At 69.0% G+C, this 25,521-nt stretch carries 26 protein-coding genes; 3 read left to right on the forward strand and 23 right to left on the reverse strand.

What is annotated here, in order from left to right:
* Positions 1 to 134: 134 nt before the first annotated feature.
* Positions 135 to 908 carry an isoprenyl transferase gene (locus ACZ6I3_RS21365; RefSeq protein WP_469416474.1) on the reverse strand — a complete coding sequence of 258 codons (774 nt, stop codon included), beginning with the start codon at positions 906 to 908 and terminating at the stop codon, positions 135 to 137.
* Positions 909 to 1,666: 758 nt separating this feature from the next.
* Here ACZ6I3_RS21365 and ACZ6I3_RS21370 point away from each other — a divergent pair.
* The gene (locus tag ACZ6I3_RS21370; protein ID WP_469416475.1) at positions 1,667 to 2,872 is read left to right on the forward strand and encodes a winged helix DNA-binding domain-containing protein; all 1,206 of its coding nucleotides are present in this window, start codon (positions 1,667 to 1,669) and stop codon (positions 2,870 to 2,872) included.
* Here the strand turns inward: ACZ6I3_RS21370 and ACZ6I3_RS21375 are convergent, their stop codons facing one another.
* The 5 genes from ACZ6I3_RS21375 to ACZ6I3_RS21395 form a co-directional block, all read right to left on the reverse strand.
* Complete coding sequence (locus tag ACZ6I3_RS21375; RefSeq protein WP_469416476.1) at positions 2,873 to 3,676, reverse strand: class I SAM-dependent methyltransferase; 804 nt, start codon at positions 3,674 to 3,676, stop codon at positions 2,873 to 2,875. It abuts the gene before it with no gap.
* Positions 3,673 to 4,134 carry a GNAT family N-acetyltransferase gene (locus ACZ6I3_RS21380; RefSeq protein WP_469416477.1) on the reverse strand — a complete coding sequence of 154 codons (462 nt, stop codon included), beginning with the start codon at positions 4,132 to 4,134 and terminating at the stop codon, positions 3,673 to 3,675. Before ACZ6I3_RS21380 ends, ACZ6I3_RS21375 begins: the two co-directional genes overlap by 4 nt.
* Before the next feature lie 38 nt (positions 4,135 to 4,172).
* Entirely contained in the window at positions 4,173 to 5,051 is an 879-nt protein-coding gene (locus ACZ6I3_RS21385; protein ID WP_469416478.1) for an LLM class flavin-dependent oxidoreductase, read from the reverse strand.
* A 97-nt stretch (positions 5,052 to 5,148) separates the two neighbouring features.
* Positions 5,149 to 6,102, reverse strand: a complete 954-nt coding sequence (locus tag ACZ6I3_RS21390; protein WP_469416479.1) for a hypothetical protein — start codon at positions 6,100 to 6,102, stop codon at positions 5,149 to 5,151.
* 71 nt (positions 6,103 to 6,173) lie between these two features.
* Positions 6,174 to 6,833: a hypothetical protein gene (locus tag ACZ6I3_RS21395; RefSeq protein ID WP_469416480.1), complete on the reverse strand. Its 660-nt coding sequence runs from the start codon at positions 6,831 to 6,833 to the stop codon at positions 6,174 to 6,176.
* A gap of 331 nt (positions 6,834 to 7,164) precedes the next feature.
* On the opposite strand from ACZ6I3_RS21395, the gene ACZ6I3_RS21400 reads away from it, so the two are divergent.
* A complete protein-coding gene (locus tag ACZ6I3_RS21400; protein WP_469416481.1) occupies positions 7,165 to 7,536 on the forward strand; it encodes a DUF192 domain-containing protein in 372 nt (123 codons plus the stop codon).
* A 165-nt stretch (positions 7,537 to 7,701) separates the two neighbouring features.
* On the opposite strand, the gene ACZ6I3_RS21405 is transcribed toward ACZ6I3_RS21400, so the two are convergent.
* From ACZ6I3_RS21405 to ACZ6I3_RS21485, 17 genes are all read right to left on the reverse strand, one after another.
* Positions 7,702 to 8,118, reverse strand: coding sequence for a hypothetical protein (locus tag ACZ6I3_RS21405; RefSeq protein WP_469416482.1), 417 nt, complete (start codon positions 8,116 to 8,118; stop codon positions 7,702 to 7,704).
* A 298-nt stretch (positions 8,119 to 8,416) separates the two neighbouring features.
* Positions 8,417 to 9,157, reverse strand: coding sequence for a hypothetical protein (locus ACZ6I3_RS21410; protein ID WP_469416483.1), 741 nt, complete (start codon positions 9,155 to 9,157; stop codon positions 8,417 to 8,419).
* Positions 9,158 to 9,266: 109 nt separating this feature from the next.
* Positions 9,267 to 11,327: a Flp family type IVb pilin gene (locus ACZ6I3_RS21415; protein ID WP_469416484.1), complete on the reverse strand. Its 2,061-nt coding sequence runs from the start codon at positions 11,325 to 11,327 to the stop codon at positions 9,267 to 9,269.
* Positions 11,328 to 11,697: 370 nt separating this feature from the next.
* On the reverse strand, positions 11,698 to 12,345 hold the full coding sequence (locus ACZ6I3_RS21420) for an OmpA family protein (RefSeq protein WP_469416485.1): 648 nt from the start codon (positions 12,343 to 12,345) through the stop codon (positions 11,698 to 11,700).
* Between the two features lie 8 nt (positions 12,346 to 12,353).
* Positions 12,354 to 12,932 (reverse strand): hypothetical protein, encoded by a 579-nt coding sequence (locus tag ACZ6I3_RS21425; protein ID WP_469416486.1) that lies wholly within the window; start codon positions 12,930 to 12,932, stop codon positions 12,354 to 12,356.
* A 32-nt stretch (positions 12,933 to 12,964) separates the two neighbouring features.
* Positions 12,965 to 13,567 (reverse strand): pilus assembly protein TadG-related protein, encoded by a 603-nt coding sequence (locus tag ACZ6I3_RS21430; RefSeq protein WP_469416487.1) that lies wholly within the window; start codon positions 13,565 to 13,567, stop codon positions 12,965 to 12,967.
* Complete coding sequence (locus tag ACZ6I3_RS21435; RefSeq protein ID WP_469416488.1) at positions 13,564 to 13,797, reverse strand: hypothetical protein; 234 nt, start codon at positions 13,795 to 13,797, stop codon at positions 13,564 to 13,566. Before ACZ6I3_RS21435 ends, ACZ6I3_RS21430 begins: the two co-directional genes overlap by 4 nt.
* 148 nt (positions 13,798 to 13,945) lie before the next feature.
* On the reverse strand, positions 13,946 to 14,899 hold the full coding sequence (locus tag ACZ6I3_RS21440; protein WP_469416489.1) for a response regulator transcription factor: 954 nt from the start codon (positions 14,897 to 14,899) through the stop codon (positions 13,946 to 13,948).
* Between the two features lie 28 nt (positions 14,900 to 14,927).
* A complete protein-coding gene (locus ACZ6I3_RS21445; protein ID WP_469416491.1) occupies positions 14,928 to 16,646 on the reverse strand; it encodes a sensor histidine kinase in 1,719 nt (572 codons plus the stop codon).
* Between the two features lie 15 nt (positions 16,647 to 16,661).
* The gene (locus ACZ6I3_RS21450; protein WP_469416493.1) at positions 16,662 to 17,549 is read right to left on the reverse strand and encodes a DUF5936 domain-containing protein; all 888 of its coding nucleotides are present in this window, start codon (positions 17,547 to 17,549) and stop codon (positions 16,662 to 16,664) included.
* Positions 17,550 to 17,579: 30 nt separating this feature from the next.
* Positions 17,580 to 18,524 (reverse strand): type II secretion system F family protein, encoded by a 945-nt coding sequence (locus tag ACZ6I3_RS21455; protein WP_469416494.1) that lies wholly within the window; start codon positions 18,522 to 18,524, stop codon positions 17,580 to 17,582.
* A gap of 9 nt (positions 18,525 to 18,533) precedes the next feature.
* Entirely contained in the window at positions 18,534 to 19,871 is a 1,338-nt protein-coding gene (locus tag ACZ6I3_RS21460; protein ID WP_469416496.1) for a CpaF family protein, read from the reverse strand.
* A 25-nt stretch (positions 19,872 to 19,896) separates the two neighbouring features.
* Entirely contained in the window at positions 19,897 to 20,256 is a 360-nt protein-coding gene (locus ACZ6I3_RS21465; RefSeq protein WP_469416497.1) for a TadE/TadG family type IV pilus assembly protein, read from the reverse strand.
* Positions 20,253 to 20,639: a pilus assembly protein gene (locus tag ACZ6I3_RS21470; RefSeq protein ID WP_469416499.1), complete on the reverse strand. Its 387-nt coding sequence runs from the start codon at positions 20,637 to 20,639 to the stop codon at positions 20,253 to 20,255. Before ACZ6I3_RS21470 ends, ACZ6I3_RS21465 begins: the two co-directional genes overlap by 4 nt.
* Positions 20,636 to 21,871, reverse strand: coding sequence for an AAA family ATPase (locus ACZ6I3_RS21475; RefSeq protein WP_469416500.1), 1,236 nt, complete (start codon positions 21,869 to 21,871; stop codon positions 20,636 to 20,638). Before ACZ6I3_RS21475 ends, ACZ6I3_RS21470 begins: the two co-directional genes overlap by 4 nt.
* Before the next feature lie 9 nt (positions 21,872 to 21,880).
* Positions 21,881 to 22,588 carry a Flp pilus assembly protein CpaB gene (gene cpaB, locus ACZ6I3_RS21480; RefSeq protein WP_382831626.1) on the reverse strand — a complete coding sequence of 236 codons (708 nt, stop codon included), beginning with the start codon at positions 22,586 to 22,588 and terminating at the stop codon, positions 21,881 to 21,883.
* Positions 22,589 to 22,658: 70 nt separating this feature from the next.
* Entirely contained in the window at positions 22,659 to 23,516 is an 858-nt protein-coding gene (locus ACZ6I3_RS21485; RefSeq protein ID WP_469416502.1) for a hypothetical protein, read from the reverse strand.
* Between the two features lie 310 nt (positions 23,517 to 23,826).
* On the opposite strand from ACZ6I3_RS21485, the gene ACZ6I3_RS21490 reads away from it, so the two are divergent.
* A complete protein-coding gene (locus tag ACZ6I3_RS21490) occupies positions 23,827 to 25,515 on the forward strand; it encodes a chitinase (protein WP_469416504.1) in 1,689 nt (562 codons plus the stop codon).
* Positions 25,516 to 25,521: the final 6 nt, after the last annotated feature.

Below are 25,521 nucleotides of genomic sequence, written 5' to 3' on the forward strand. Positions count from 1 at the left end.
GGCGAGCCGGTGAACTCCGTGTTACGTGCGTCTTCGGAGGGGTACCGGGACGGGTTGCGACGTGCGGTGACCGTGGTGCCCGGGCCTCCGCCGGGCGGCCTACGGCACCTCGGAAATGTTCAGCGTTGTACGGCTCAGCCGCCGAAGCGCCGGTGGCGGGCGGCGTAGTCGCGCATGGCGCGGAGGAAGTCCACCTTGCGGAAGGCCGGCCAGAACACGTCGCAGAAGTAGTACTCGGAGTGCGCGGTCTGCCAGAGCATGAATCCGGACAGCCGCTGCTCGCCGCTGGTGCGGATCACCAGGTCGGGGTCGGGCTGGTCGCTCGTGTAGAGGTGACGCCCGATCATGTCGGTGTCGACGGCCTCGGCGAGCTCCTCCATCGAGGTGCCCTTCTCGTGGGCGTCGAGCAGCATGGAGCGCACGGCGTAGGCGATCTCCTGGCGGCCGCCGTAGCCGATGGCGACGTTGACCAGTATCCCGTCGACCTGCGCGGTGGTCTCCTCGGCTTCCTTCAGGACCGTCTGCATCCCGGAGGGCAGCAGGTCGGGGGTGCCCACGTGGTGCACACGCCAGCGGCCGTCGGCGGCCAGGGTGCGCACGACGTCCTCGATGATGCCGAGCAGCGGACCGAGCTCGTCCTGAGGCCGGTCGAAGTTGTCCGTCGACAGCAACCAGAGGGTCACGACCTCGACGTCGGTCTCACTGCACCAGCCGAGGAACTCCTCGATCTTTCCGGCGCCGGCCCGGTGACCGTCGACCGTGCTGGAACCGGCTGCCTTCGCCCAGCGCCGGTTGCCGTCCATGATGACGCCGATGTGGTTGGGCACCTGAGCGTGGTCCAGGTGACCTTCCACCCGGCGTGCGTACAGCCTGACCAGCAGGCCACGCAGCTTGTCGCGCAGGTTCACGTGATTGTCAGCCCCTCCGTAAGGATCGGACAGGCCGCGATGTGCGGCCGGGTCGTGGCCGCGGGCGGTCCCTGCCCGTGCGGCAGTCCCCGGAGGCGAAGCCTACCCCTGCCGCGTCCGCGAGCCGCCCATGGGTGCGGAACGAAGTATTCCGGCCGGTGTTCCGGCCAGCCCCCGCACAGAAAAAAATCGGGCCGGTCCGTGGGGGGGAGACGGACCGGCCCGAGGGGGGGGGTTCCACCATAACCCTTCGTAAGTGATGCCGCGTGCATCGGCGTGCCACAACTACTCTCCGGAGCCACCCGGCGACGGGGCGGTGCCCGCAGAAGCCCTCGTTCATGGCTTGTTCTCGACTGAAGCACGGCCGATATGCAGCGAAATCGGGCACTCTCAGGTGGGATCCGGGGGATTTGACGCACCTTGGGACCCGATCGGCGACTCGTCCCCGGCGTCCCTCCGACGGGTGACCCGGCTGCGAACACCGGCTTGACCCCGGCGCGACCTCATCACCGGCTCAACAGGGAGGCCCTGGCACCGCGCAGCCCCCTCCACTGCGCGGTACCGCCCGCGCAGCTTTGCTGACGCGAATTACCTTGGTCTGAACTTACGCGAACGGCGGCACCGAAGGCGAGCCGCGAGCGATAACGATGTGAAAAACATCGACGGAAGTTGCGCAAGTGGAGTGAGTGAAAGGAGTGACCCACCGGCGAGGGCCCAAGAGGACAGAATCTGTCCTCGTTCACGCCTAACGTCGCTCCATGACGACGACCGTGAGGATCACATGGGACGCCGCGAGCGCACGGCGGGCGGAGCGGCAGTTCCTGGCCAGGCCGGCCGGGAGCGGCACACCGGTCGCCGAGGTGGTCGGCGCGATGGCGGGCGCGCACGCGCAGGTGCTGTCCGCGGCCGAGGTCTCGGTCGGGGTGCGGACGGCCGGGCTGACGCGGGCGGACGTACGGACGGCACTCTGGGACGACCGGTCCCTGATCAAGACGTACGGCCCGCGCGGCACGGTACATCTGCTCCCGGCGCGTGAACTCCCCCTCTGGTCGGCCGCCCTGACGGCGGTTCCGACCGGGCCGAGCCCGTTCCCGCCCGACGTACGGCTCACCGAGGAGCAGACCGGCCAGGTCGTGACGGCGATCGGCGACGCACTCGAGGGCAGGTGTCTGACCCTCGACGAGCTGACCGAGGAGATCGTCGCCCGTACGGGCCCGTGGGCCGGTGACCGGGTGATGCCGGCGTTCCAGGACCTGTGGCCGCGCTGGCGGCAGGTGATGCACCGGGCGGGCTGGGCGGGCACGCTGTCCTTCGGCCCGAACCGCGGTCGCAAGGCGACGTACACGCGCCCGCCGCGGGCGGAGTCGGTGGGCGGTGCGGAGTCCGTGGGGGGTACCAGGTCCGCGAGGGGTACGGAATCCGTGGCTGATGCTCTGGGCACCTTCGTGCGCCGCTATCTGCACGCCTACGGACCGGCCACTCCGCAGCACTTCGCGAAGTGGCTCGCGGCACCGCCCGGCTGGGCCACGGCCCTGTTCGGCGAGCTGGCCGCCGCGGACCGCATCGAGGAGGTCGACTTCGAGGGGACACCGGCGTGGGTGGCGGCGGGTGACACCGACTTCCCGGACGGGCCCGCACGGGGTGTGCGGCTGCTCCCCTACTTCGACGCGTACGTCATCGCCGGACAGCCCCGCGAGCGGCTGTTCCCCGGGGAGGCGTACCGGCGTGCCCTCGCGGGCGGCCAGGCGGGCAACTATCCGGTGCTGCTCGTCGACGGTGTGGCGGCGGGGGTGTGGCACCAGCGGCGCCGGGGCCGTCGTACGACCGTCACGGTCGAGCCGCTCGGCCGGCTGACGGCACAACAGGAACGGGAACTGGGCGAGCAGGCGGAGCGGGTGGGCGAGGTGCTGGAGGCGACGGCCGAGTTGGTGGTGGGGAAGGTGACGGTGGGTCCGCACGCGTGATCAGGGGTGGCGGGGCGAGGGTGAGTCCGGCTTGCGGGCGTCGAAGAGGTGCCGGGCGCTGTGGGCGACGAAGGGCCCCTCGGCCCGGATCCGCTCGTGCAGCGCGCGGAGCTGCGGCTCGTACGCCTCGACGGTGAAGCCGGGCACCATCCAGACGACCTTGCGCAGGAAGTGCACGACCGCGGCGATGTCGTGGAACTCCATCCGCAGCCGCTCCGCCCGCAGCTCGACGATGTCGAGCCCGGCGGCCTCGGCGTCGGCACGCTCACGGTCGGGGTGGCGCCCGGCCCGCACGTCGTCCGGCTGCGGGCCCAGAAAGAACTCGACGAGTTCGAAGACGCTGGCAGGCCCGACGTGCTGGGCGAAATAGGTCCCGCCGGGCTGGAGGACCCGGGCGATCTCGTCCCAGTGCGGGCGGACGGGATGCCGGCTCACGACCAGGTCGAAGGCGCCGTCGGCGAAGGGCAGCGGGGCGTCCTCGGGGGCGGCGACGACCGCGACTCCGCGTGGCCGGAGCAGGGCGGTCGCTCTGGCGACGTTGGGCGGCCAGCCCTCGGTGGCGACGGCGAGCCGGGGTGGTGCGGGGACCGTACGAGCAAGGGCGAAGTCGAGGACCTCCCCTCCCCCGGTCTGGATGTCGAGCACGGCACTCGCCCGCCCCAGCCGTCCGGCCAACGACGTCGCATAGCCCCAGGACGGCCGCGCCTCGGTGGCCCGCCCCTCGAACCAGGAGAAGTCCCAGCCCTCCGTGGGGACGGAGGCACCTTCGGCGACGAGGTCCTCGAAGGTGCGGTGCGGTCTCACGAGAGGACGAGCACGACATGCTCGTCGTCTCCGTGCCGGACGACGCCGTCACGGCGGAAGCCCTGCTTCTCCAGGAGACGTACGGAGCCGGAGTTCCCGCTGAAGGGGTCGGCGTACAGCGGCCGGTTCTGCTCCCGCTCAAGGAAGAGGGCCAGGGCCCGGCTGCCGATGCCGCGTCCCCAGTACGGGCGTCCGAGCCAGTACCCGAGGAAGCGGCGGTCCCCGTCCCACCAGGCGACGACGCTGCCGGCGACGTCTCCGTCCACGGTCACGGTCCGCACGAAGACGGTGTCGTCCCCGAGGACCTTGGCCTTCCAGTGCCGCAGGAACGCGTCGCGCGGCCGAGGCGTGAACCTCGACCGCCGGACGGCTTCCGGATCATGCTCGTACTCCAGGAAGAACTCCAGATCGTCTTCCACCACAGCCCGCAGCCGCACGTCCACGTCGTCATCCCTCATGTCCGGAGTGTGGCAGCCGCCACTGACAGCCAGGCTTCTCAGGGAACCAACGGGCGCACTTCCTCCGCGACGAACCGCACGAACCCCTCCGGGTCGGGCTCGTCCCCGGTCGGTTGCAGCACCACGGTGTCGGCCCCGGCCTCGGCCAGCCGCTCGACGGCCTTGGCCACGGCACCGGCGTCCCCGGCGACCCCGAGATCCGGAACGGCCTCGAGCCCCTCGTCGGCCAGCTCCGCACGGAGCCGGTCGGCGGCCCCGGCCCCGGTGGCGGTGAGCAGATAGACGACAACGGGGTGCGGCCCGCCCCCGCGCCCGGCTGCCTCCCGCCCCTCGTCGATGAGCTGCCGCGCCTTCCGCACACCCTCGGCGTTGGTGGCGGCGGTGAGGATCGTCCCGTCGGCGGCCTCCCCGGTGAGCCGCAGCGACCGCGGCCCGGTGGCTCCGGCCAGTACGCCGCCTCCCGTGTCTTCCGGCGGCCAGTCGAGGCCGACATCGTCGAGCCGGACGTACCGCCCGTCGGTGCTCACCCGCTCCCCGCCCAGCAACGCCCGAAGGGCGACGAGATGCTCCCGCAACAAGGTCACCGGCGACTCGACCCGCGCCCCCACCTGCCCCATCCAGCTCTGCACCCCATGCCCCACACCGACGATCACCCGCCCCGGGAACATCCGGTGCAGCGAGGCGACCTCCATGGCCGTGATGGCGACGTTCCGCAAGGGCACGGGCAACAGTCCGACGCCGACCCGTACGTTCTCGGTCCATGCGAGGGCCGCGGCGGCGGTGGAGATACCGCCTTCCCGGAAGCAGTCCTCCCAGAGCCAGAGTTGTTCGAGGCCTGTCTCATCGGCAATACGGGCGACGGATCGAAGCCGCTCGGGGGCGAGTTGGGGGCGGAAGACGGCGCCGAGTTCGGTCATGGTGCTCTTCCTACCCGGGCGGTGACGCCCCCAACAAGGCATCCTGCGCCCTGTGCGCCGACGAATGACGACTCGACGCAGGTGGTTCCGCAGATCGTCAGCGGTTGACGGCCTGGATCTCCTGTACGACGACGTCCTGCGTGGCTCCGAACGTGCCGTAGGGGAGGTCGCCGCCTGCGCCGCCGCTGCCGGTCCAGTCGATTTTCCAGGTGACGGTGGCCTGGAGCGGGTATGTGCCATTGCCCGAGGAGCGCAGGTACCTGACTCCGCAGGGTGGGGTCTGGTCGGCCTTGCCCTTGGCGTAGGGCTCGCCGATGCGGCCGTTGTTGATCTCGCAGACGCGGGAGGCCGGGTAGGTCACGGCGTCCTCGGTGCCGGGTTCGATCCTGAGCGACTGCGGTACGGCGGTCGCGGTCGCCGTGATGCCGATGACCGGTACGGACGCGGTGACGGAGACCGGCTTGAAGTCGGCGGCGTCCAGCCAGGACCAGGTCGGCAGGTTGACCTTGGTCGCGGCGGCGGGTGCCAGGGTGACCTTGGTGCCGGGGACGCGGATCTCCGCGTAGGCGAGTTCGGCGAGGATCTCGGGCGTGACGGCGTTCTCGACGTTGGCGGGCGGAGCATCGCCCTGGTCCACCCAGAACGCGGGCTCCTTGCAGGAGTCCCAGCCCGGAGGGAAGTTCTCGTCCACATACGAGTCCCAGAAGTAGCCCTTGCCGGCCTTGTCCTTGTTGAAGTCCTTGTACGGGTGCCCGTTGACATAGCGGTCGCGCTGCTCGGCGTCCCATTCGTACCCCGTCGAACCGGCCTCCCAGACCGGCTCCAGCGTCTTCTGCAGCTGCTCCGGGGTGTACTTGGGGGCGTACCAGCAGGGCGGTGGCGTCCAGGAGGTGGACGACGTCAGGGCGCCGGCGGAGTTGCCGGTGCCGTTCTTGGAGCGGTCGAAGACGACGCCGCCTACGGTTACGGAGACGGTGCCGTCTTTGCCGGCGTTGGCCTCCTGGTTGACACCCTGTGTGTCGCCACCCAGGGTGTCGTCAGCGCGTGCCATGCCGGGAAGTGCGAGGAGAGACCAGCACGTGCTGGCCATGACCACCGTAGACAGTCGCTTCGACGGACGTCTCAAGGCTGGCACTTGGGACTCCCACTCTGCGAAACCATCTTCTGGACCGCCCAGACGCCCTTGTCGTTCTTCTTGAGCGACGTGTGGTAGATGACGTAGCTCTTGGCGGTTACCTCGGTCTTCTTGACCTTGTCTGTCTTGAGGTACTTCACATACGCCGTGCCCTGGTCCTCGCAGTAGCTGAGGGACGCCGTGCCGTCTTTGTCGACTGCCACTTCGGGGGCGTAGAAGCGGTAGACCCCGGTGATGGACGCCTTGTGCTCGACATAGTTCTGGATGAACTTCTGCGTGGAGGCAGCCGCCTCGCCCTCGTAATAGTGGAGGTACGCCTTGTCGAGCGCGTCCTGATTGACGATCGCCAAGTCCACAGCCTTGATGGACTGCTCGCTGTCCGCCAGGACCGCGTCCTTGTCCTTGTCCCCTGTCTTGGGCCAGTCGAAGGTGTAGGACAGGTCGGACGGAAGATCGATCTTCGGTCGTTCAGCGACGGACGCGGCGGAGGCGGTCGGGGAAGCCGACGTTTCGCTTCCCGAGTCGGCTCCCGCGATCTTGTCGTTGTCCTTGCTCTTGGGGCTGTCATCGCTCCCGCACGCGGACAGCGTCAAGGCCGCAGCGGCGGTCAGCGTGAGCGCTGCGAGGAAGGTGGGGCGGCGGTTCACGGTCAGCTCCCGGTAAGAGGCGAGGCTTCTCTTGAGCGAACCAAAGCTATACAGCGGGGTGGGGCCGCACCAGGGTGAAAGTTGTCAACTGGCAGGGTGTACGGGGAGAAAGTGGCGATTCGCCGACCGGTGTGAGCCGTATCGGTTGCATAACGCGGTGATTTGTCGGCCCATTGGGTGTGCCGTGCGGGGCGTTTCAGTCAGGAACCAGCAAAGGGCCCGGCAAAGAGGTTGGGCCCGTGGGCCCATGTGGGCCCACTCCCCTGCGGATACGTTCGGGTTCGGACAGCCGGTGGTAGGCGACAGGTGGCACGGTCGGAGGTGGGCCCGTATGGGGCGGCGCTGGCAGGACGGGTGTGGGGAGTTGGTCGTGCACGGGGGTGGCGGGGGGCCGTCCGTCCGTGTTCCGTTGGAGATCGCCGCCTCGTATCGGGCCCGTACGAAAGGGCTGTTGGGGCGGGATTCGATCGAAGGGGCGATTCTGCTCTCCCCCGCCAACAGCGTGCACACCTTTCGTATGCGCATGCCGATCGATGTCGCCTATCTCGATCGACACCTTCGTGTCATCGCCGTGCGCACGATGCGGCCGGGGCGGCTGGGGATGCCTCGGCTGCGCGCACGGCATGTGGTGGAGGCGGGGGCGGGAGTGATGAGTGGGTGGGGGGTGCGGGAAGGCTCCCGAGTGGAGGTCGTCGTGGGGTGAGGGTTAGTCATCCCGTTCGCCCCTACCGCCTATGCCAGGACCTCGGCGAGCGACGCGGGCGAGACCGGCACGGCTCTTCTCGTTGCGGTCCATGTCCACGATCGCCGGTTCCGAGTCCGGGTGGACGCCGATGCGCAGGCGAACCGCATGCTCGATCTGGTGCTGTCAGGGGCTCGTTTCTTCGCTTCCCAGGGCGAAGAGCACGCTCAGTGCCGCTTCCGCGTTCTCCCAACTCGCCGGGCCATCCGGCTTGACCGACAGCCGCTCCAGTGCCGCCCTGGCCTCCGGGCTGCCCATAGCGCCCAGCAGTTCGAGGGCCGAGTCGGCGCCGATGTCCTCGGTCACGCAACGCTCGGCCAGGTCCACCGCCCAGTCGGTGAAGCGACCCGGGTCGGGGTCGAGAGCCAGCCAGCGGAACACCGAGTCGGTGATGTCGTCCCGCAGTGACGGGATCATGGCCAGCATCGCTGCCTCGACGTACCGCACGACGTGCCGTTGCAGCGGGTACAGCTGCGGTCGATCCCGCCACGCGCGGGCAAGCTCGTCCACCCCGGACCAGGTCACCTGGCTCGTGCGGGGCATGCTCTCCCCAACGGCCTGGTGAAACTCCTCCCACGCGTGCCACAACAGACCGGGCGACGGTGGCTGAGGGACTCGCGGAGCCAGTTTCGGGTCTTCCAGGAGTACGGTCACCACTCGCCGGGCGTCCGCCAGGCGCTTGCCGGTGCGTGGCAGTTCCCTGCTCCGGCTCCGGTCGCACTCGTCCCAGGGCTCTGGCAGGGATCGCAGAGCGTGAGGCAGGACATAGTCGCCCTCCGGAACGTGCCACCGCACGACCTGCGGGTCCCACATCTCCTCGGTATGCGGCTCCATGCAGCACTCACCAAGGCACCTGGTGAGGAACCCGGTTTCGCCACCAGGGGTCCCCCTCTCCGTTGTCCGCTGTGGGCTTGGGATCCGTGTACTCGTTGAATGTCCGATCGAGTTGGGTCACCGCATCCTGTAGGGCGTCCCTGTGCTTCTCGCCCATCTGCGGGATGAGTCGTTCCAGAGCGTCTCTGGCATCCAGGTCGCGGTGGAACAGGTCCGCTCGGTAGCGGCCGGCGGGGGCCCAGTCGGACTGGAGCCGGCGGATCAGTCTTTCCCATACGTGCAGGTGGTGGTGTACGCGGCCTTCGACGCTCGCTGCCGTGCCGGTGGGGAGTGCGGCGAGGACGGCGTCGGAGACAGGGGTGGCGATGGGCTGTCTGTCGATGATCTCCGGGAGGATCTCGACCCTGGCGAGGGGCAGGTCGGGGACTTGCCCCTCCACGGCGTCCACACGGTATGCCGTGTCATCGTCGGTGTCGATCGCCTCCAGACGGCACCTGACGACGCGTCCGTCGGGTACGGCGACCCAGTAGGCGCTCGGCAGGTCGAGTTCCGAGGGGTGGAGGACCGAACTCCTCAGCCTGGCGGCCAGGCCGAGTGCGAGGCGCTCTTCCGTGAGAGGGCCGGCGGTGGCGTCTTCCACGGTGATGTCCAGTTCCAGCGCCAAGTCCCCGGGGGGCAGCCGGCGGTAGGTGCAGAGCACAGGGGCGTCCCAGCGCCGGTTCTCCTGCTCTCCGTCCGCGTCGGCCACGTCGACGGCCTCCTGCGGCACGGCCATCAGGTCCGCCAGGGCTCTTCGCAGGCTCTCCGGGGACGGCTCCGCGACAGTGAAGAGGTTGCCGATCACTCGTACGTTCCGATCACTTGTACGTCCCCTCATAGACGGCCTTGGCCTTCTCGACTTTCTCGGGGTTGTCGACGAACTTCGGGTCCCGCTGGAGTTGCTGCGATTTGCCGGCGTCGCCCTTGTTCCGCGCGATCTCCTTCAACGCCGCGTACTCGATGCGGTCCATCTCGACCAGGCCGGGGCCGGACTTCGGAAAGACCGTTCCGTTGCCCTCCACCTCGTACGCGCGGCCGTTGATCTCATAGGTGTTCCCGTCCGGCGACAGCGTGGCGCGGCCGTTCGCGATGTCCTCGATGTCGGAGCGGACCAGGTCCTCGTTGCCTCTGAGGATCACCGTGTTGCGCTCCTTCACCTGTCCGCTGGACGCCCCGCTGACAGTGTGGCGCTTGTTCGGGAACTTGAGGACCTTGCCGCGCGCCGGCCCGGGGATGTCGTCCCTGGCCTGCCAGTCGTTGGCAGGCCTGTTCCTCTGCTCCGCCCCGTCGGCGGCCTTGTCCGCCTCGTTCGCCTGTTTGCGGGCCTCCTGTGCCTGTTCCTTGGCCTCCTCGTCGCAGCCGTCCTCGGCGAGGATGACGTAGGGGGAATCGGCTCGGGCCGCGGCCAGGAGCGTGGTACCCGTGCCCGGGGCGCCGCCGAACGGGGTTCTGCGGGGTGGGGCGGCAAGGGTGCAGCCGGATTCGCGGGCCTTCTTCTCGGCCTCGTCCGCCGCTTCGTCTGCTTCCTTCGCCGCCTTGCGTGCGGCCGCCGCGTCGCCGGCCTTGGCCGCCTTCCTCGCGTCGTCCGCCGCGTCGACGGCCTTGTCGGTGAGTTTGCCCAGGTCGCCGAGTTTCCCGAGTTTGCCCAGCTTGCCGAGTTTTCCGACGAGCTTGGCCTCGCCGTAGCCGGGGATGAAGAGGGAGCCGACGTTCCATACGACCGTGGTGACGGCTCGGGTCTTGTTGCCGCTGTTCCACTGGTCGCGGACCTCTTCCCCGATGAACGTGTCGTCGAGGATCTTCCCGCCCGAGTTCAGGGTCGCGCCGCCCCAGTCGGTGAGGGCGTCGAAGTAGTCGCCCTTCGCCCATTTGTCACTGGCGCCCTTGGCGTCCTGCGACCACTGGTCGGCGATGACGCCGCCGTAGTCCTTGAGGCCGTCCAGGGTGTCGAGGGGGTTGGTGACGGTGTCCCAGATGCCCTTGAGTTCGCCGCCGATGCCGTCCACGAAGAGGCCTTCGCCGACTTGCTTCAGCTGGTTGCCCGTGCAGCCGAAGAAGGCGCCGAATCCGGAGAAGCATCCGTCGTCGTCCTCGTCGTCCTCGTCGTCCTCGGGCTTGCCTTGCGGGGTGTTCCGGCTTTCGGACTCGGGCTGATCGTCGTCGCCGGCCTCCGGCCTCGTGCCCTCTCCGTTCGGCGTGCCGCGCTCGGCCGTGATGCCGGTGCCGTCGCCGGGCGGCTGTGACGGGCAGGCCGTTCCTGTGATCTTGCAGACCGCCGACTGCAGGCCGCCGTAGATCTGGGTGCCCAGGCCGCTGACGACCAGGGCGGTGATGATCGCGGCGACGACCGCGATGAGACCGGCGTACTCCACCGCCGTCTGGCCCTCGTCGCGGCGCCAGCGGATCATGCGGGGCAGGGAGAACGGGCGGCGTTCGGCACGGTCGTGGGTGGGGAGGCGGTACCAGTCCGCGCTGTCCTTGCGGGTGAGGAAGTAGAGGGTCAGGGAGGGGAGGAAGAGTTGGGTGTAGCCGCGGGGTGAGCCGTCGGTGATGTTCGCTGTAGCGCCGAGGATCAGCCATGCCTGTACGGCGATCAGGGCAGCCCGGGTTCTGGTTCCGCCCTGCCAGGTGCGGCGGGCGAGCCACCAGCCGAGCGTGCCCGGGGCTGCCGCGTAGGCGGTCAGGGCCAGGAGGCCGCCATCGACGGCATCGTACGAGGCCGCGGTGATCAGGACGCCCGAGCCGCCGAGCAGGGTGATCGCGAAGAGGGTGTGGGTGAGGGCCAGGGCCGTCGCGAGCGAGCCGGGCATCGTTTGACGGCTGCCCGGCCCCGACGGCCATCCCGACTCGGGCGCCGGCACTCCCCCGAACAAAGCCATGTCCCCCGCCCCTTCGCTCTACGACACGGCCGAGGGTAGGAAGGGGGCACCGAGGCGGGATGGGTCCCTGGCCCCAAATCGGGGCCCAAAAGCAGCCCTTAGCGCTCCAGTACGCCTGCGCCACACAGGTAGTCGCGGGCGCCCCCGTGTGGCAATACCGCCCACATGCGCGTACCGCCACCGAGTTCACGCGTGTCACCGAAGCCCAAGTCGCCGCCGCACGCCCTGACCACGCAGGCGAATACACGCGGGGCCGCCTCCCTGTAGCGCAGCGATCCGTAGACCCCTGCGGTGGGTGTGAGGCAGGTGCGCCGGGAGGCCCTCCGTGCGCTGATCCTCGAGATCAAGGCAGGGAGGCCGATCACCTGCTCTAGGCCGCGCGGGGGAAGGAGACCTCTACCCGGCGGTTCTTCTTACGGCCCGGTTCCGAGGAGTTGTCCGCGATCGGGTACTGCTCGCCGTAGCCGCGTACCTCGTAGGTGACGTTGGAGTTCGTCAGTTCCTGGTCCAGGACGTTCTGTACAGCGTCGGCGCGCTTCCGGGACAGGACGTCGCCGTGGGCGGAGGAGCCCAGGTTGTCCGTGAAGCCGAAGACGCGGATCTTCGTGGCGTTCTGCGTCTTGATCTCCTCGGCGATCGCGGAGATACGGGACTTCGCCTCCGCGCTGAGCTTCGCGCTGTCCTTGTCGAAGAGGACCTCGGCCTGGAGGGCGAACTTGACGTCGGCGTTGGTGTCCTCACGGCGTTCGTCGCCGCTTTGGTCTTCTACGACCTGTTTGATGTCGAGGACCTTGGCGGAGGCCAGGGTGGCGCCCTCGGGGAGCTTGAGGTCGGGGTCGTTGGGGTCTACCTCGACGGGGGGTGAGGCGGAAGCCTCGGTGCCCGGGGGAACGCTGGGGGTGTCGTCGGCATGGGCCGACACTGCGCCGTAGATGTTCGTGGCGACCATGAAGGTGGCGGCGGTGAGGACCAGAGCGAGGCGTGGGGTAGTCGCCCTAGTGGTGCGCGCGGGGGTCATGGTGGGCCTCACCCGGAGATCTTGATGAGTGCGCTCGAGAACAGCGGCAGTTGGAAGGTGACTTCGGTCGTGCTTGCCGGGGGGGATGGGAACTGCAGGAACACAGCCATCGATTCCCCGGCTTTGAGGGCCGAGAAGCCAGTGGTCGTCAACGGACGCCCGTCCGTGTCGCGCAGCACGTAGTACCGCTTCTTGCCCTTCGAGTCGACGAGCGTGGCGCCACCGAACGACCTGCCCTTGTTGATGATCTCGGTCTCATTACCACTCAGCTCTGCAGGAATGGTGACGATCTCTGAGCCATCGTTCTTCAGGTTGCCGTTCACAGTGACGAACCCACCGGAGTCACGCTCAGCAGAAGTGATCTGGAGAAGCAGGCCGCTCGGCCCCTTCACCTCGGCCAAGGGCTCGCTGTCCTGCCCCTCCTGAGCACTCGGCTTGGATCCACCGTCCTTGGAGGCGGATGCCGACGGCTTCGGCTTCTCGTCGTCGCCACCGCCGCCGCAGCCGGCCACTCCGAGGGCCAATCCGGCCGCAACGGTCAACGCGACCACCCCCCTGTGGGCCTTCGTAGTGAACCGAATGCTCATCGCTGCTGCTTCCTTCAACTCGTCGTTCGCTGTCAGTCGGCCAGATGGACGTCGAAGAGGTCTTCGGGTTTCGGGAGAACCTCGGGAGGATCGTCCGGCTTCAGGTCCCAGTTCCTGCCCTTGCAGGAGAGCCTTGGCAGTGTGCCCTCACCCGCGTCCGCGGGAGGAAGCTTGAACGTACAACGGGGCTCGATCACGGCGGTGGCGGACGCATTCGATTTGTTGTCCGCCGTGCCGGGGACGACCGAGTCACCGACGGGCTTGTTGGTCTCGACCTCGACCGTGAAGCCCAGAAGGCCCTCAGGTTCACAGCCGACCACTCGGGCGTCGTTCGGCGCGGCGAGCTGATGTGCACGCCAGCACGACGGGCCGAGCCCTTCGGCGTTGCCGTTGAGGATGTCATTCCACTTGGTCGGGTCGAGTACGTCGTCCACCCACGCGCCTGCGAGGAGGTCCCGCCTGTCCTGGGCCGCCGCGAGAGCTGCCGCGTCCGCGGCCGTCTGGGCGCCGTTCCGATTCGCCGCGGCCTGGCCGACCGCGAAGTAGGCGAACGCGAGGAAGAGCAGGCCCCCCACCACAGTGATGTAGATGGGGAATGCCTGCCCTGCGTCGCCGTACCTGCGAGGTTGGCTCAAGGAGCGACCTTGTTGATCTGCGTGGTCAGCTTGTTGACGATCGTCTGACCAAGGTTCGTCCCGGCGATCAGAACCACGATTGCGACGACCACCGCGATGATGCCCAGGTACTCGACCGCCGTCTGCCCTTTGTCGCCGGCGCGGCGCTGCATGGCTTCGACCGTGGTGTTCTTCCAGCCGTTCACACGGACCTTGGTCGCAACAGCGGTCTTCAGCATCATGTCGCTCATGGTGTTCCCCTCCGGTTTCGGCTGTGTCGCTTTCGACACGAGGAACGTACGGCGGAACACCCTCTCCGCCAGAGGGCCCCAGGGCCCAATTCCGGGCCCAACCGCACGGGCCCAACCGGGTACTCCTCCCCAAGAAAGTCACCGAAGGTCACCCCAGTCCTCGATGCGAGTCCGGTGCGGTGCCGATCCATTTCGCGGCGGCCTCGGAGCGGCTGGTGCTGTGGAGTTTGGCGAAGATGCGGTTGATGTGGTTCTTGACGGTCTTCTCGCTGATGAAGCACGTGGCGGCGATCTGCTGGTTGTTCATGCCGGATGCGATGAGGTCCATGATCTCCGCCTCCCTCGTGCTCAGTTGGAACCGCGACCTGTCCGGAGCTGCCGGACGGCCACTCGTCGCCCATGCAGACGACGACTGTCCCACATGCGATTGCACTTGCGAAAGGTTTTCTGGAGAAATGGGTGGGGGTGGCATGTGGGGTGGGTGCAAACTTGCTGGTGGAGTGGGTTGTTGAGATTGAGTATGCGGGTTTGCGGAGGGGGAAATTCCGTATGCAGTCGCATTTGATGACTGGCCCAGGTTCTCGGGGAGCGGCGGCGTCGGCGCCTGGTCCTGGCGGAGTTGGGCCAGCAGGGCCCCCGCTGCCGTGGGGGTGAAGTGGGCCCTGCCCTGCTTGATGTCCCGTACGGCATCGACCAGCTGGTCGGCCGTGAACTCGCCGTGGACCAGGTAGCCGCCCGCTCCCCGGCGCAGGGCCTCCTGGACGATCTCCGCCTCCCTGCTGTAGGTCAGCATCACGACCGGGGCGATCTGGACTAGGTACGGGAGTGCCGAGATGCCATCCACGCCGGGCATGCGGACATCGAGGAGGATGACATCCGGGCGGTGCTGGTGGGCTGCCTCGTAGGCCTGGCGGCCGTCTGCCGCCTCCGCCACGACCTCGATGTCCGCGCGCCCGGAGAGCAAGGCGGTGAGGCCGGCGCGGACCACGGGGTTGTCGTCCGCCACGACGATCCGGAGGCGGTGGGTCGGTGGCGCGGCGAACGGGTTCTCCGTGGACGGCGGCTGGGGTGCGCCGGGGTGTGGAGTGGTGTGGTCCGGCATCAGGGTCTCCTCTCGGCTCGTGGGGGGGTCAGGCGGTGGGTGCGGTCAAAGCGGCCAGGGGGAGTTCCAGGCGGACTTCCGTGCCCTTGGGGTGGCCACCGCGGCCTATGCGAATGCGGGCGCCCACCGAGGCCGCCCGTTCGACCATTCCGACCAAACCGAAGTGGCCCGCGCGGCGGAGTTGTTCGAGGGTCGTGCCGGGTGGGAGACCGCGTCCATCGTCGTAGACGCTGATGCGGAGCAGATCGCCGTGGACGCCCGCGCGAACATCGACGCGGGTGGGGTGGGCGTGGCGGTGGGCGTTCTCCATGGCTTCCGAGGCGATGGTGAGGAGTTGGCGGGCCACGGCCGGTGGGACGGGAGGCACCGCGTGGGCGCCGGTGCGGCGGTAGATGGCGGGGAGGCTGGTGCGGGTGCTGAAGTCGCGGGTCCGGGCCGCCAGTTCGACGAGGACGTCGGTGGCTTGGGCGGGGTCTGATTCGCGGCGCAGGTCGGCCAGGAGTTCGCGGGATTCGGCGGCGGCTCGGCGGGCTGAGCGAGCGACCAATGCGGCCTGTTGTCTGATCAGTGCCGAGTCCATACGGTCGGCGCCGGCTGAGTCGGTCAGGCCGTCGGCGGCCAGGGCCACTCCGTGCAGGGTCTTGGCGACCGAGTCGTGCATTTCGCGGGCCAGACGGGCTCGTTCAGCGCTGACCGCTTCTGTTACGGCGAGGCGCGCCTGGACGGTAGTCAGGGCCTGGGTGGCGGCGCCGAAGCGGAGCATGAGGTTGCGCAGGCTGGAGCCGACGGCTCCGGCGATGAGGCAGAGGCCGGGGAGGAGGGACGACTCGGCGATGCCGGCGTGCACGCCCGTCGACGTCGCGTAGATCAGCAAGAGAATCAGTGACTGGAGCGACGCGAAGAAGGCTGCCCCTCGCCAGCCGTAGACAAGGCCGGCCAGCAGGGGCGTGCAGACGCTGACGTAGGCCAGGGTGGTGTCCGGGCCCGCGGAGATCAGCAGCAGGGAGCCGAAGAGGGTGTCCAAGGCCAGGAGGGAGGGATGACACAGAAGCAGAGGCCCGAAGCGCTCCCAGTCCCTGAAGAGGACGTACGAGGCCATGAACGTGACGACCACGGCGCTGCCGACCAAGCGGGTTCCCAGGCCTGGGCTGGCGTTGACGAGCGCCGCGGGGGCGGCCAGGGCGATCATCGCCAGACGGAAGCCGAAGACCTGACGGCACATGGCCTGGAGGGCGTTGATCTGGATGGGAATGGTGGCTTTGCCGGGCGTTGCCGCCAGTGCGGAAGTCCCTTGTGAAGGTTGGGAGCCATGGGCGGCCGACCCGCCCTGTCCATCCTCCCTGACCGGGTCGTTCCCGCGAACGGCCGTCGGTCGCTGTTCAGCCGACGCCGCACCATTGGCCCGTGCGGATGCCGCAACCCGGGTCGGCTGCCCGGCATGAGGATCCACGTTCCGTCGTTGCCCGTTGCCGCGTCGCTCCCCCTTCCTGATCCGCACAGTCCGCTCGTTGCCGACCTCGCCTTTTGCCTCCGGCCCTGCGGCGGCCGGTGCTGCGGACCCGGTCGTCACCGGGGCGTCTGCCCGGACCCAGCCCGGGGGGAGGGCGGGCGTCGCATACGTCACTGGGATGTCCGGCGCACCCGTCCTCACATGGGCCGGGAGGACCGTGCCCGCCGGTGGAGTGGTGATCTCCGGCGGCTTCGAGCGGCGGCGCAGCAGCCTGGTGCGTTCCTTTGTCGTCGACATGCCATCGCCCCCGTTCTACTCGCCCGTGATGGAGCTGAAGTCCGTGCCGGAGCCGAGCAGCATTCCCGCGCCGAGCAGGATCATCGTGGCCGGAACCATGAAGGTCGTGATCATCAAGGTGGCCTTGGGGACCGCACGCGCGGCCTTGCGGCGGGCGTTCTGCGCGTCCGTACGGCGCATGTCCTTGGCCAGCGAGACGAGCGTGTCCACGATCGGCGCGCCCAGTTCCTCGCCCTGTTGCAGCGCCGTCACGAACATCGCCACCTGGTCCGAGTCGTTGCGTCGGCGCAGTTCGTCGAATGCCTGGCGGCGACTCATGCCGAGGTCCATCTGACGCAGGGTGATCCGGAGCTCGTCGGCCCAAGGGCCCTCGTACTTGGACGCCACCCGGTCGAGCGCCTGCCGGAAGCCAAGGCCCGCGCTGACGACGACCGCGAGCACGTCCAGGAAGTCCGGCAGCGTCCGCTCGATCGCGTCCTTGCGGATTCGGATCGCGGACCAGATCCCGACGTCGGCCCAGAAAACCGCGAAGGCGAACATCATGAGTGCGGCGACGACACTGCCCCTGGCCAGCGCGATCATGCCGCCCAGGCCACCGACCGCCCCGTACACCGCGCGCCTGGCCGCGTAGCGGTCGATGGTGAGGCCGCCGGGGTTTCCCGCGAGATCGATCTTGCGGCGGTACTTCGCGACCCGCTTGGGTCCCATCAGCCGCAGTACGGCAGGCGCGTGGCGCATGCCGAGCCGGTCGACCAGCGAGCCTACGGCGCCGGTGCGGGACCCACCGATCTCCAGAGCCACCGCGAGGTCGGCAGGGAGCCTGGCTTCTGCTCGGTACATGCGGATGCCAGCGAAGGCTCCCCACACGCTGAGCCCCATGACGAGTGCCAGCAGAAGTCCCATGGTGCTCTCCTCCTCCTAAGGCTCGGTGGCTCAGACGTCGATGCGGGACATACGGCGGATGAGGAAGAAGCCGATTCCGTAGAGGCTGAAAGCGATGATCACGGAGGCTTGACCGATCGGCGACCCGGTCATGCGATCCAGCGAACCGTCATTGATGGCGTTCAGCATGAACAATGCACCCACGCCCAATACGGGCACCGCATAAGATGTCATGTTCACTTGCGACAATTGCGTCCGTACCTCCCGCCGCGTCTCCTTGCGCTCCTCCAACGTGTCCGTCAGATTCCGCAACGCGCTCACCACCTGCCCGCCCGCCCTGTTCGACAGCACCAGCGTGGTGACCAGGACGACCAGTTCGCGGGACGGGAGGCGGTCTGCCAGTTCCCCCAGTGCGTCGTCCAGGGACGCGCCCACCGCCAACTGGGCGGAGACTTTGGCGAGCTCCTCGCCCGCAGGAGCCTCCAGTTCCTCCGCGGCCATGCCGATCGCCGTGCGCAGGGCGAGTCCTGCCTGCGTGGCGTTGGCCAGAATCCGGGCCAGCTCCGGGAGCTGGTTGATGAACTTCTCGATGCGCTTCTGGCGCTGCCAGTTGAGGAACTGGAATGCCACCCACATGCCGAGCAACCCCGCCAGCGGTCCGAAGAACGGCGCCAGGGCCGCCTGCCCGATCAGCCACAGGCCGGCGACCGTGGCGAGCATGTAGACGAAGAACTCACCCGGGGTGATGTCCAGGCCCGTCGCCGCCAGGCGGAGTTCCAGTTTCCTGCCGAGTTTGGTACGCCGCAGGCGGCGATCCAGGTTCCGGAAGTGGCGGCGACGGCCGCCGGCCGGGATCTGGCCGGTGGCGGACAGGCGGTCGACGAGCGCCTGGCGCTGTGCCTTGCCCGTGGCGTAGGAGTGCAGGCCGACGACCGCGAGGACGCACGTCAGCAGGGTGACGCCCGTGGTGAGCGTGATGAGCGATTGCAGATCCATCGGTCGGTCCTACCTGGCTTCTCGGGTGGCTAGCTGGTCCGCGGACCGGGCGATGCCGAAGGCCTGTGGGAGGGGCTGGCTCGCCATGTACAGGCGGTCGGCGGTGCGGCGCGGGACGGGGAAGTACTCGAAGTTGCCGTGGATACGGCCGTCGGAGCTCATGGGCCGCGCGTTGAAGCGGGCGACCGTGACCAGCCGGTACGGGTCGCTGCCGTGGCTGTCCATCAGGGCGATCTCGGTGATACGGCGGGCGCCGTCCGCGAACCGGGTCAGCTGCACGATGACGTCCACCGCGCTGTTGATCTGGTCGTGCAGTGCCACGAAGGGGATCTCCACGTCCGACATGGAGGCGAGGGTCTGCAGCCGCATCAGCGCGTCCTCGGCGCTGTTGGCGTGGACGGTGGCGAGTGAGCCGTCGTGGCCCGTGGACATGGCTTGCAGCATGTCTAGGGACTCGCCGCCTCGGACCTCACCGACCACGATGCGGTCGGGGCGCATGCGCAGGGAGTTGCGGACCAGGTCGCGGATCGAGATCTGGCCCTTGCCCTCGACGTTCGGCGGGCGCGACTCCAGGCGGATGACGTGGGCCTGCTGGAGCTGGAGTTCGGCCGAGTCCTCGATGGTGATGATGCGCTCGCCCCCGGGGATCAGCCCGGAGAGCGCGTTCAGCAGGGTCGTCTTCCCGGTGCCGGTCGCGCCCGAGACGATGACGTTGAACTTCGCCTGCACCAGGCCCGCCAGCAGGTACAGCATGTGCTCGTCGAGCGAGCCGAGGCCGATCAGCTCCTGGAGTGTGAAGGAGCGCGGGAAGCGGCGGATGGTGAGGGTGGCGCCCGTCAGGGACAGGGGCGGGATGATGACGTTGACGCGCTCGCCGGAGGGGAGGCGGGCGTCGACCATCGGGTTCGACTCGTCGACGCGGCGGTTTACCGTCGAGACGATCCGCTCGATCGTCTGCATGAGCTGCTCGTTCGAGGCGAAGCGCAACGGCAGCTGCTCGACCCGGCCGCCGCGCTCCACGAAGATGGCGTCCGGGCCGTTCACCATGATCTCCGTGATGGAGGCGTCCTCCAGGAGCGGCTCCAGGATGCCCAGGCCCAGCGCCTCGTCGACCACCCTGCGGATCAGCTGCGAGCGTTCCACCGTCGACAGGACCGGGCCCTCGCGGCTGATGATGTGCCCGAGCACCCGCTCCAGCCGCGCCCTGCGCTCGGCGGCGGCCAGCGAACTCATCTCCGCGAGGTCGATCTCCTCCAGGAGCTTGGCCCGGTAGGAGGCGACCATGTGGCCGTCCTCGCCCCGGTTGCCGTTCTCCTCGGGGGTGTTGATGCGTGCTCGCAGGCTCATGAGTGCGGTGCTCCTAGCTCGTCTTTCAGTGGTCGAGCGGCATCGTGGCGCGCTTGCGCGCCGTACCGAAGTTGTCCTTGCCCGGAAAGACCGAGGGGATGGTGATCTCCGCCGTGACCGTGACCTCGTCCGCGCCGTGCGCATCGGTGCAACTGGTCTCGTCGGCCAGCCAGTCGCTCACCGCCGCAAGGCAATCCGCCTGGTAGGGCCCCTCCAGCGACGCGCTGCGCGCCCCGGTCCGGGCCGCCGTGCCGGCCTGCTGGGCCGTGTAGGCGATCAGGCCGAGCTGCACGGCCGCCAGGGCGACGATCAGCAGGATCGGAAGGAAGCCGATGTACTCGATGGCAACCTGGCCGCGGTCGCGGCCCTTGCGGATTCCGGTCATCTCGGTTTCGCCTCCTCGACCGCCCCGGCGTGGCCGTGGACCGTGAACCCGAAGGTCAGCGTGCCGGGGAAGAGGACCGGGACCTGAAGGCGCGCGTCGGCCGTCACGTAGCCGGAGCCCTGGCAGGTCACCTCGGCCCCGGCTCGCCACGCGTCCGACAGATGCTTGAGCCCGGCCGCCTCGCACACGCCCTGCCGCGCCCCCGGTTCGGCCGCCGTCGCCTGTCGTACCGCCTCGTCCGCCGCGTTGCCCGCGAGAATGAACGTGTAACCCACGAGGACGACCTGCCACAGCGCCACCAGCGTCACGATGATCGTCGGTGTCATCCCGAGGAACTCGATGGTGACCTGGCCCCGGTCCCCACTCCTTGACCGCCCTCTCATCCGCCCTCCCTCCTCCGCCGAAAGCTCACCGACCCCCGGCCGGCCTTCTGCGCACCGTCCGGGACCTTGACCAGGCCCAACTCCCCCGCCAGACCCCAAAGGGCCTGTTTCACCGCGCTCTTGTTCTCCAGTTCGTGGATGCGGCCCGCGTCCACGACGCTCTGCAGTTCCTTGAAGTTGGCGGGGACGACGGTGGCGGCGACCGCCGTGCCGGTGATCTTCTGGATCAGGGGCGGCTGGATCTCCGTACCGCGGCTGTGCCGGTTGACGACGACGGTCGTCTCCTCGGCCTTGCGGATCTGCAGCCGGTCCCACATCCGTACCGCCCGCTTGGCGCCCCGCACGGCGACCACGTCCGGCGTGGTGATCAGCAGGGCCCGGTCCGCCATCTCCACGGCCGCCGCGCCCGCGCCGCTCAGCTGGGCGCCGCAGTCGATGACGACGATCTCGTAGCGGGAACGCAGGGCGCTGACGATCTGGCGGGCGGCGCGGTCGGTGACGTCCTCGCCGCGTTCCCCTTCGGCCGGGGCGAGCAGCAGGGCGAGGCCCGTGTCGTGGCGGAAGACGGCGTCGGCCAGGACGCGCGGGGAGATGTCCGTGATGGCGGCCAGGTCGACGACGGAGCGGCGGAACTGGACGTCGAGGTAGGAGGCGATGTCGCCGGTCTGGAGGTCCATGTCGACCAGGGCCGTGCTGCGGCCGGAGGCCTGGGCGGCCAGGGCCAGCTGGATGGCGGTCAGGGTGGCTCCGGTACCGCCCTTGGCGCCGCTGACGGTGACGACGGTGCCTCCGACGCCGGTGAAGACGTCGCCGCCGGCGCCCAGGTGCCGCCGTACGCCGACGGACCACTGGGCGACCGCCTGGACGCGGCTGGCCAGTTCCTCGTAGCTCAGGGGCAGGGCGACGAGGCCGCGGGCGCCGTAGTCCATGGCGGCCTGGAAGAGGCCGGGGCTCGCGTCCGAGGTGACGAGGATGACGCCGACGGCCGGGAAACGCAGGGCCACTTCGCGGATCAGTTCCAGCGCGGGGACCGGGCCGATCCGCTCGTGCACGACCACGACCTCGGGCAGTTCGTCGACGGACTCGGCGGCGAGCCGCGCGAGGGTGTCGATGAGCTGGGTGGAGTCGCCCACCGGGGCCACCGGCTCGGCGTCCGGGAGCTGGCTGAGCAGCGTCGTGATGGACCGGACGGCGTCCGCTTCACCGACTGCCGGGAGGATCCTCGTGGGCATGCGGGCCTCTCACTTGTCCTTCGCGAGTTCGTACGTCCGGTCCTGCTCCGGGACCGTGGTGTCGCTGCCGGGCGCGACGAGGGCGAGCCGGACCCGCTGGGCGAACGACTCGGCGTAGGTGATGCGCTGGGCGTCGAGGGCGGACAGCGCGAAGGTGATCGGGACGGCGTCGGTGGGCTGCTGGGTGCGGTTGTTCTCGTCCGGCTTCAGCGCGGTCAGGTCGCCCACGTCGATGACCTTGGCGTTGGTCACGATGATCTTCGACTGGTCGGGGTCGCCCTCACGCTTGCCCTCGAAGGTGGCGTACACGTTGACCGAGGAGCCGGGCGTGATCTTGCCGGCCACGCCGGTCGCCGCGTCGATCATGATGGCGACCTCCTGCTGGCCCGGCTGAAGTGCGGGCTGGCGGACGATCATGTCGGACTGGAGCAGGGAGCCCGAACGGAGCGTCGTCACGGCGATCTTGCCCTGGATCTCCCGCAGATCGGTGACGGCGTTGTCGGACAGCCACCGTTCGGGCATCTTGATCTTCTCGAACTGGCCCGTGGTGAGCGTGGTGTAGGGCGGCACGTCCGATTTCAGGCGGTAGGCGGTGACCTCGGGGCCGACCTTGGACTTCACGTCGCCTATGACGGAGAGCACGCCGGTGAAGGCGCCCAGGGCACAGACGACCGACAGGAGCAGGAGAAGCACGCCGCGGCGCTGACGGGAATTCATGAACCGTGCAACCTCGTTGGGGATAGCGGTCGGTCGGGATCGGAGCGGTGCCGGCGAGCGGTGTCAGGTGTCACCCCGGACGCCGTCCGCCCGGCGCTCCGGCGGCCGTTCGGCTCTCGAGCTGTTTGGGGGGCGGGCTGTCGTAGACGGGTGGCAGGGCCGAACAGAACACGCAGCGGTCTCCGATGACGTCGATGCCGCACCAGTGGCAGCTGCCGCGCCGTACGGAGGTGACCAGCTGGTAGAGGACCGACAGGTCGGGCAGGAAGCTGCAGAACTCGATGAGCTTGCCGGTGCCCCACCAGCCGGGCGACTCGGCCGGCAGCGGGATCTCGCGCAGGCCCTGCACCTTCCAGGAGGGGGCGAGGGTGGCGGTGACCCAGTCGGACTGGAGCTGCCCCTTGGCGACCAGCATCCAGGTGCCGAACTCGGGGCCCGGGAGGGCGGCTTCGGGGGTGATTCTGACGAGCTGCGGCTCGGGGTGGGCGAGGACGCCGAACTGGCTGCCCGGGACCCAGGACTTGGCGTGCGACTTCAGGCCGACGGGGACGCGGTCGAGCCGGGTGACGGAGTTGAGCAGCGCCCCGGCGTGGATGTAGTGGACGAGCAGCCGGCCTGCCGACGCCAGCACGCCGGGGCTGATGTCGCAGGAGGCCAGCTGTCGTAACTGGCGGGCCAGGACCGCCAGTCCGAGCGGGGGCAGGTCCGGGCGGAAGAGGGCGATGCGGTCGCTCTCCATGAGGGAGCGCAGGGTGTGCAGCCGGCGCTGTACGGCGGTGGGCGCGGCCTGGGAGCAGACCACGATCACGTGTCCGTGGTGCTCGACCAGGGCCTGCATCTCGGCGAGCGTCTGTTCCAGGGGGCGCCGGTCGATGTCCCGCAGCACGACGGCGGGCAGGGTGCGTTCGTCCTGTGGCGGCAGTGCCATGTCGGCACTTGTCACGGCAATGGCAGTTGGCACGCGCAGCTCCCCGTTTCCCCATGCCCGTCGGCGCGCCGGTGTGACTCCGGCCCACTTCGGTGACTTCACTGCGTGACTACCTCAGCACTGTATCCACGGCTCTGTGACCGGAGAACAGCGTTTGTGTAGCTGGGGAGCAACTGTCGTTGCACAAGATGCGCCAAAACGGGGCAGGTTGAGCATCTCGCCGCTCGGCATCGACCCCCCGGGAGGCAGGCCGACCCGTGATTGGTCTGAACCTATTGACACCCCCTCTGGTCTGGACCATTTTCTTGTCATGTTCAGACACAGACGATCCATGCGGCTGTGGTCGGGTGCCGTCACGGCTGCCCTGGCCCTCACTGTCACGACCGTCGGCCAGGCCTCCGCCGCCGACGTCAACAACGCCAGGAACGCCGGCTTCGAGTCGGGCCTGAGCGACTGGACCTGCTCCGCGGGCAGCGGTACGGCCGTCTCCTCACCGGTGCACACCGGCACGGCCGCGCTGAAGGGGACCCCGGCGGGGCAGGACAACGCCCGGTGCGCCCAGACGGTACGGGTGAAGCCCGGCTCGACGTACACCCTGGGCGCCTGGGTCCGGGGCGGCTACGCCTATCTCGGCGTCACGGGCACGGGCACGACCGACGTGTCCACCTGGACGCCGGACTCCTCCTCCTGGAAACAGCTGTCCACGACCTTCAGGACGGGCTCGTCGACGACCTCGGTGACGGTGTACACACACGGCTGGTACGGGCAGACCGCGTACTACGCGGACGACGTGTCGGTGTTCGGGCCCGACGGGGGCGGCGGCACCGACCCCGGTCCCACGGTCCCTGCCACGCCCAGCGGTCTGAACGTCTCCGGGACGTCGTCCTCGTCGGTGTCACTGGCGTGGAACACCGTCTCCGGGGCGACGGGTTACACCGTCTACCGCGACGGGACGAAGGCGACGGCCGTCTCCGGAACCTCGGCGACCGTGACCGGCCTCGCGGCCTCGACGTCGTACTCCTTCCAGGTCGCGGCGACCAACGCGGCGGGCGAGTCCCCGAAGTCGGCGGCGGTGACGGGCCGGACGAACGCGCCGACCGGCCCCGGTCCCGCCCTGCCCAAGCACGCGGTGACCGGCTACTGGCAGAACTTCAACAACGGGGCCACGGTCCAGAAGCTGGCGGACGTCCAGTCGCAGTACGACATCATCGCCGTCGCCTTCGCGGACGCGACCTCGACGCCGGGCGCGGTGACCTTCACCCTGGACTCGGCCGGTCTCGGCGGCTACACCGTCGACCAGTTCAAGGCCGACGTCAGGGCCAAGCAGGCGGCCGGGAAGAAGGTCATCATCTCGGTCGGCGGTGAGCGCGGCACGGTGGCGGTGAACGACGCCGCCTCGGCGGCGAACTTCGCGAACTCGGTGCACTCCCTGATGCAGACGTACGGCTTCGACGGCGTCGACATCGACCTGGAGAACGGCCTCAACGCGACCTATATGACCCAGGCCCTGCGGTCGCTCTCGGCGAAGGCGGGCTCGTCACTGATCATCACGATGGCACCCCAGACCATCGACATGCAGTCGACGTCCAACTCCTACTTCCAGACCGCGCTGAACATCAAGGACATCCTCACGGTCGTCAACATGCAGTACTACAACAGCGGTTCCATGCTGGGCTGCGACGGCAAGGTCTACAGCCAGGGCTCGGTGGACTTCCTGACCGCCCTGGCCTGCATCCAGCTGGAGGGCGGCCTGGCCCCGTCCCAGGTCGGGCTCGGCCTGCCCGCCTCGACCCGGGGCGCCGGGAGCGGCTATGTGTCGCCGTCCGTCGTGAACAACGCCCTGGACTGCCTGGCCAAGGGCACGGGGTGCGGTTCCTTCAAGCCCCCGCGGACGTATCCCGGACTGCGGGGCGCGATGACCTGGTCGACCAACTGGGACGCGACGGCGGGCAACGCGTGGTCCAACGCGGTGGGTCCGCATGTGCACGGGCTGCCGTAGCCGCCG

Source organism: Streptomyces sp. NPDC041940, assembly GCF_055589465.1.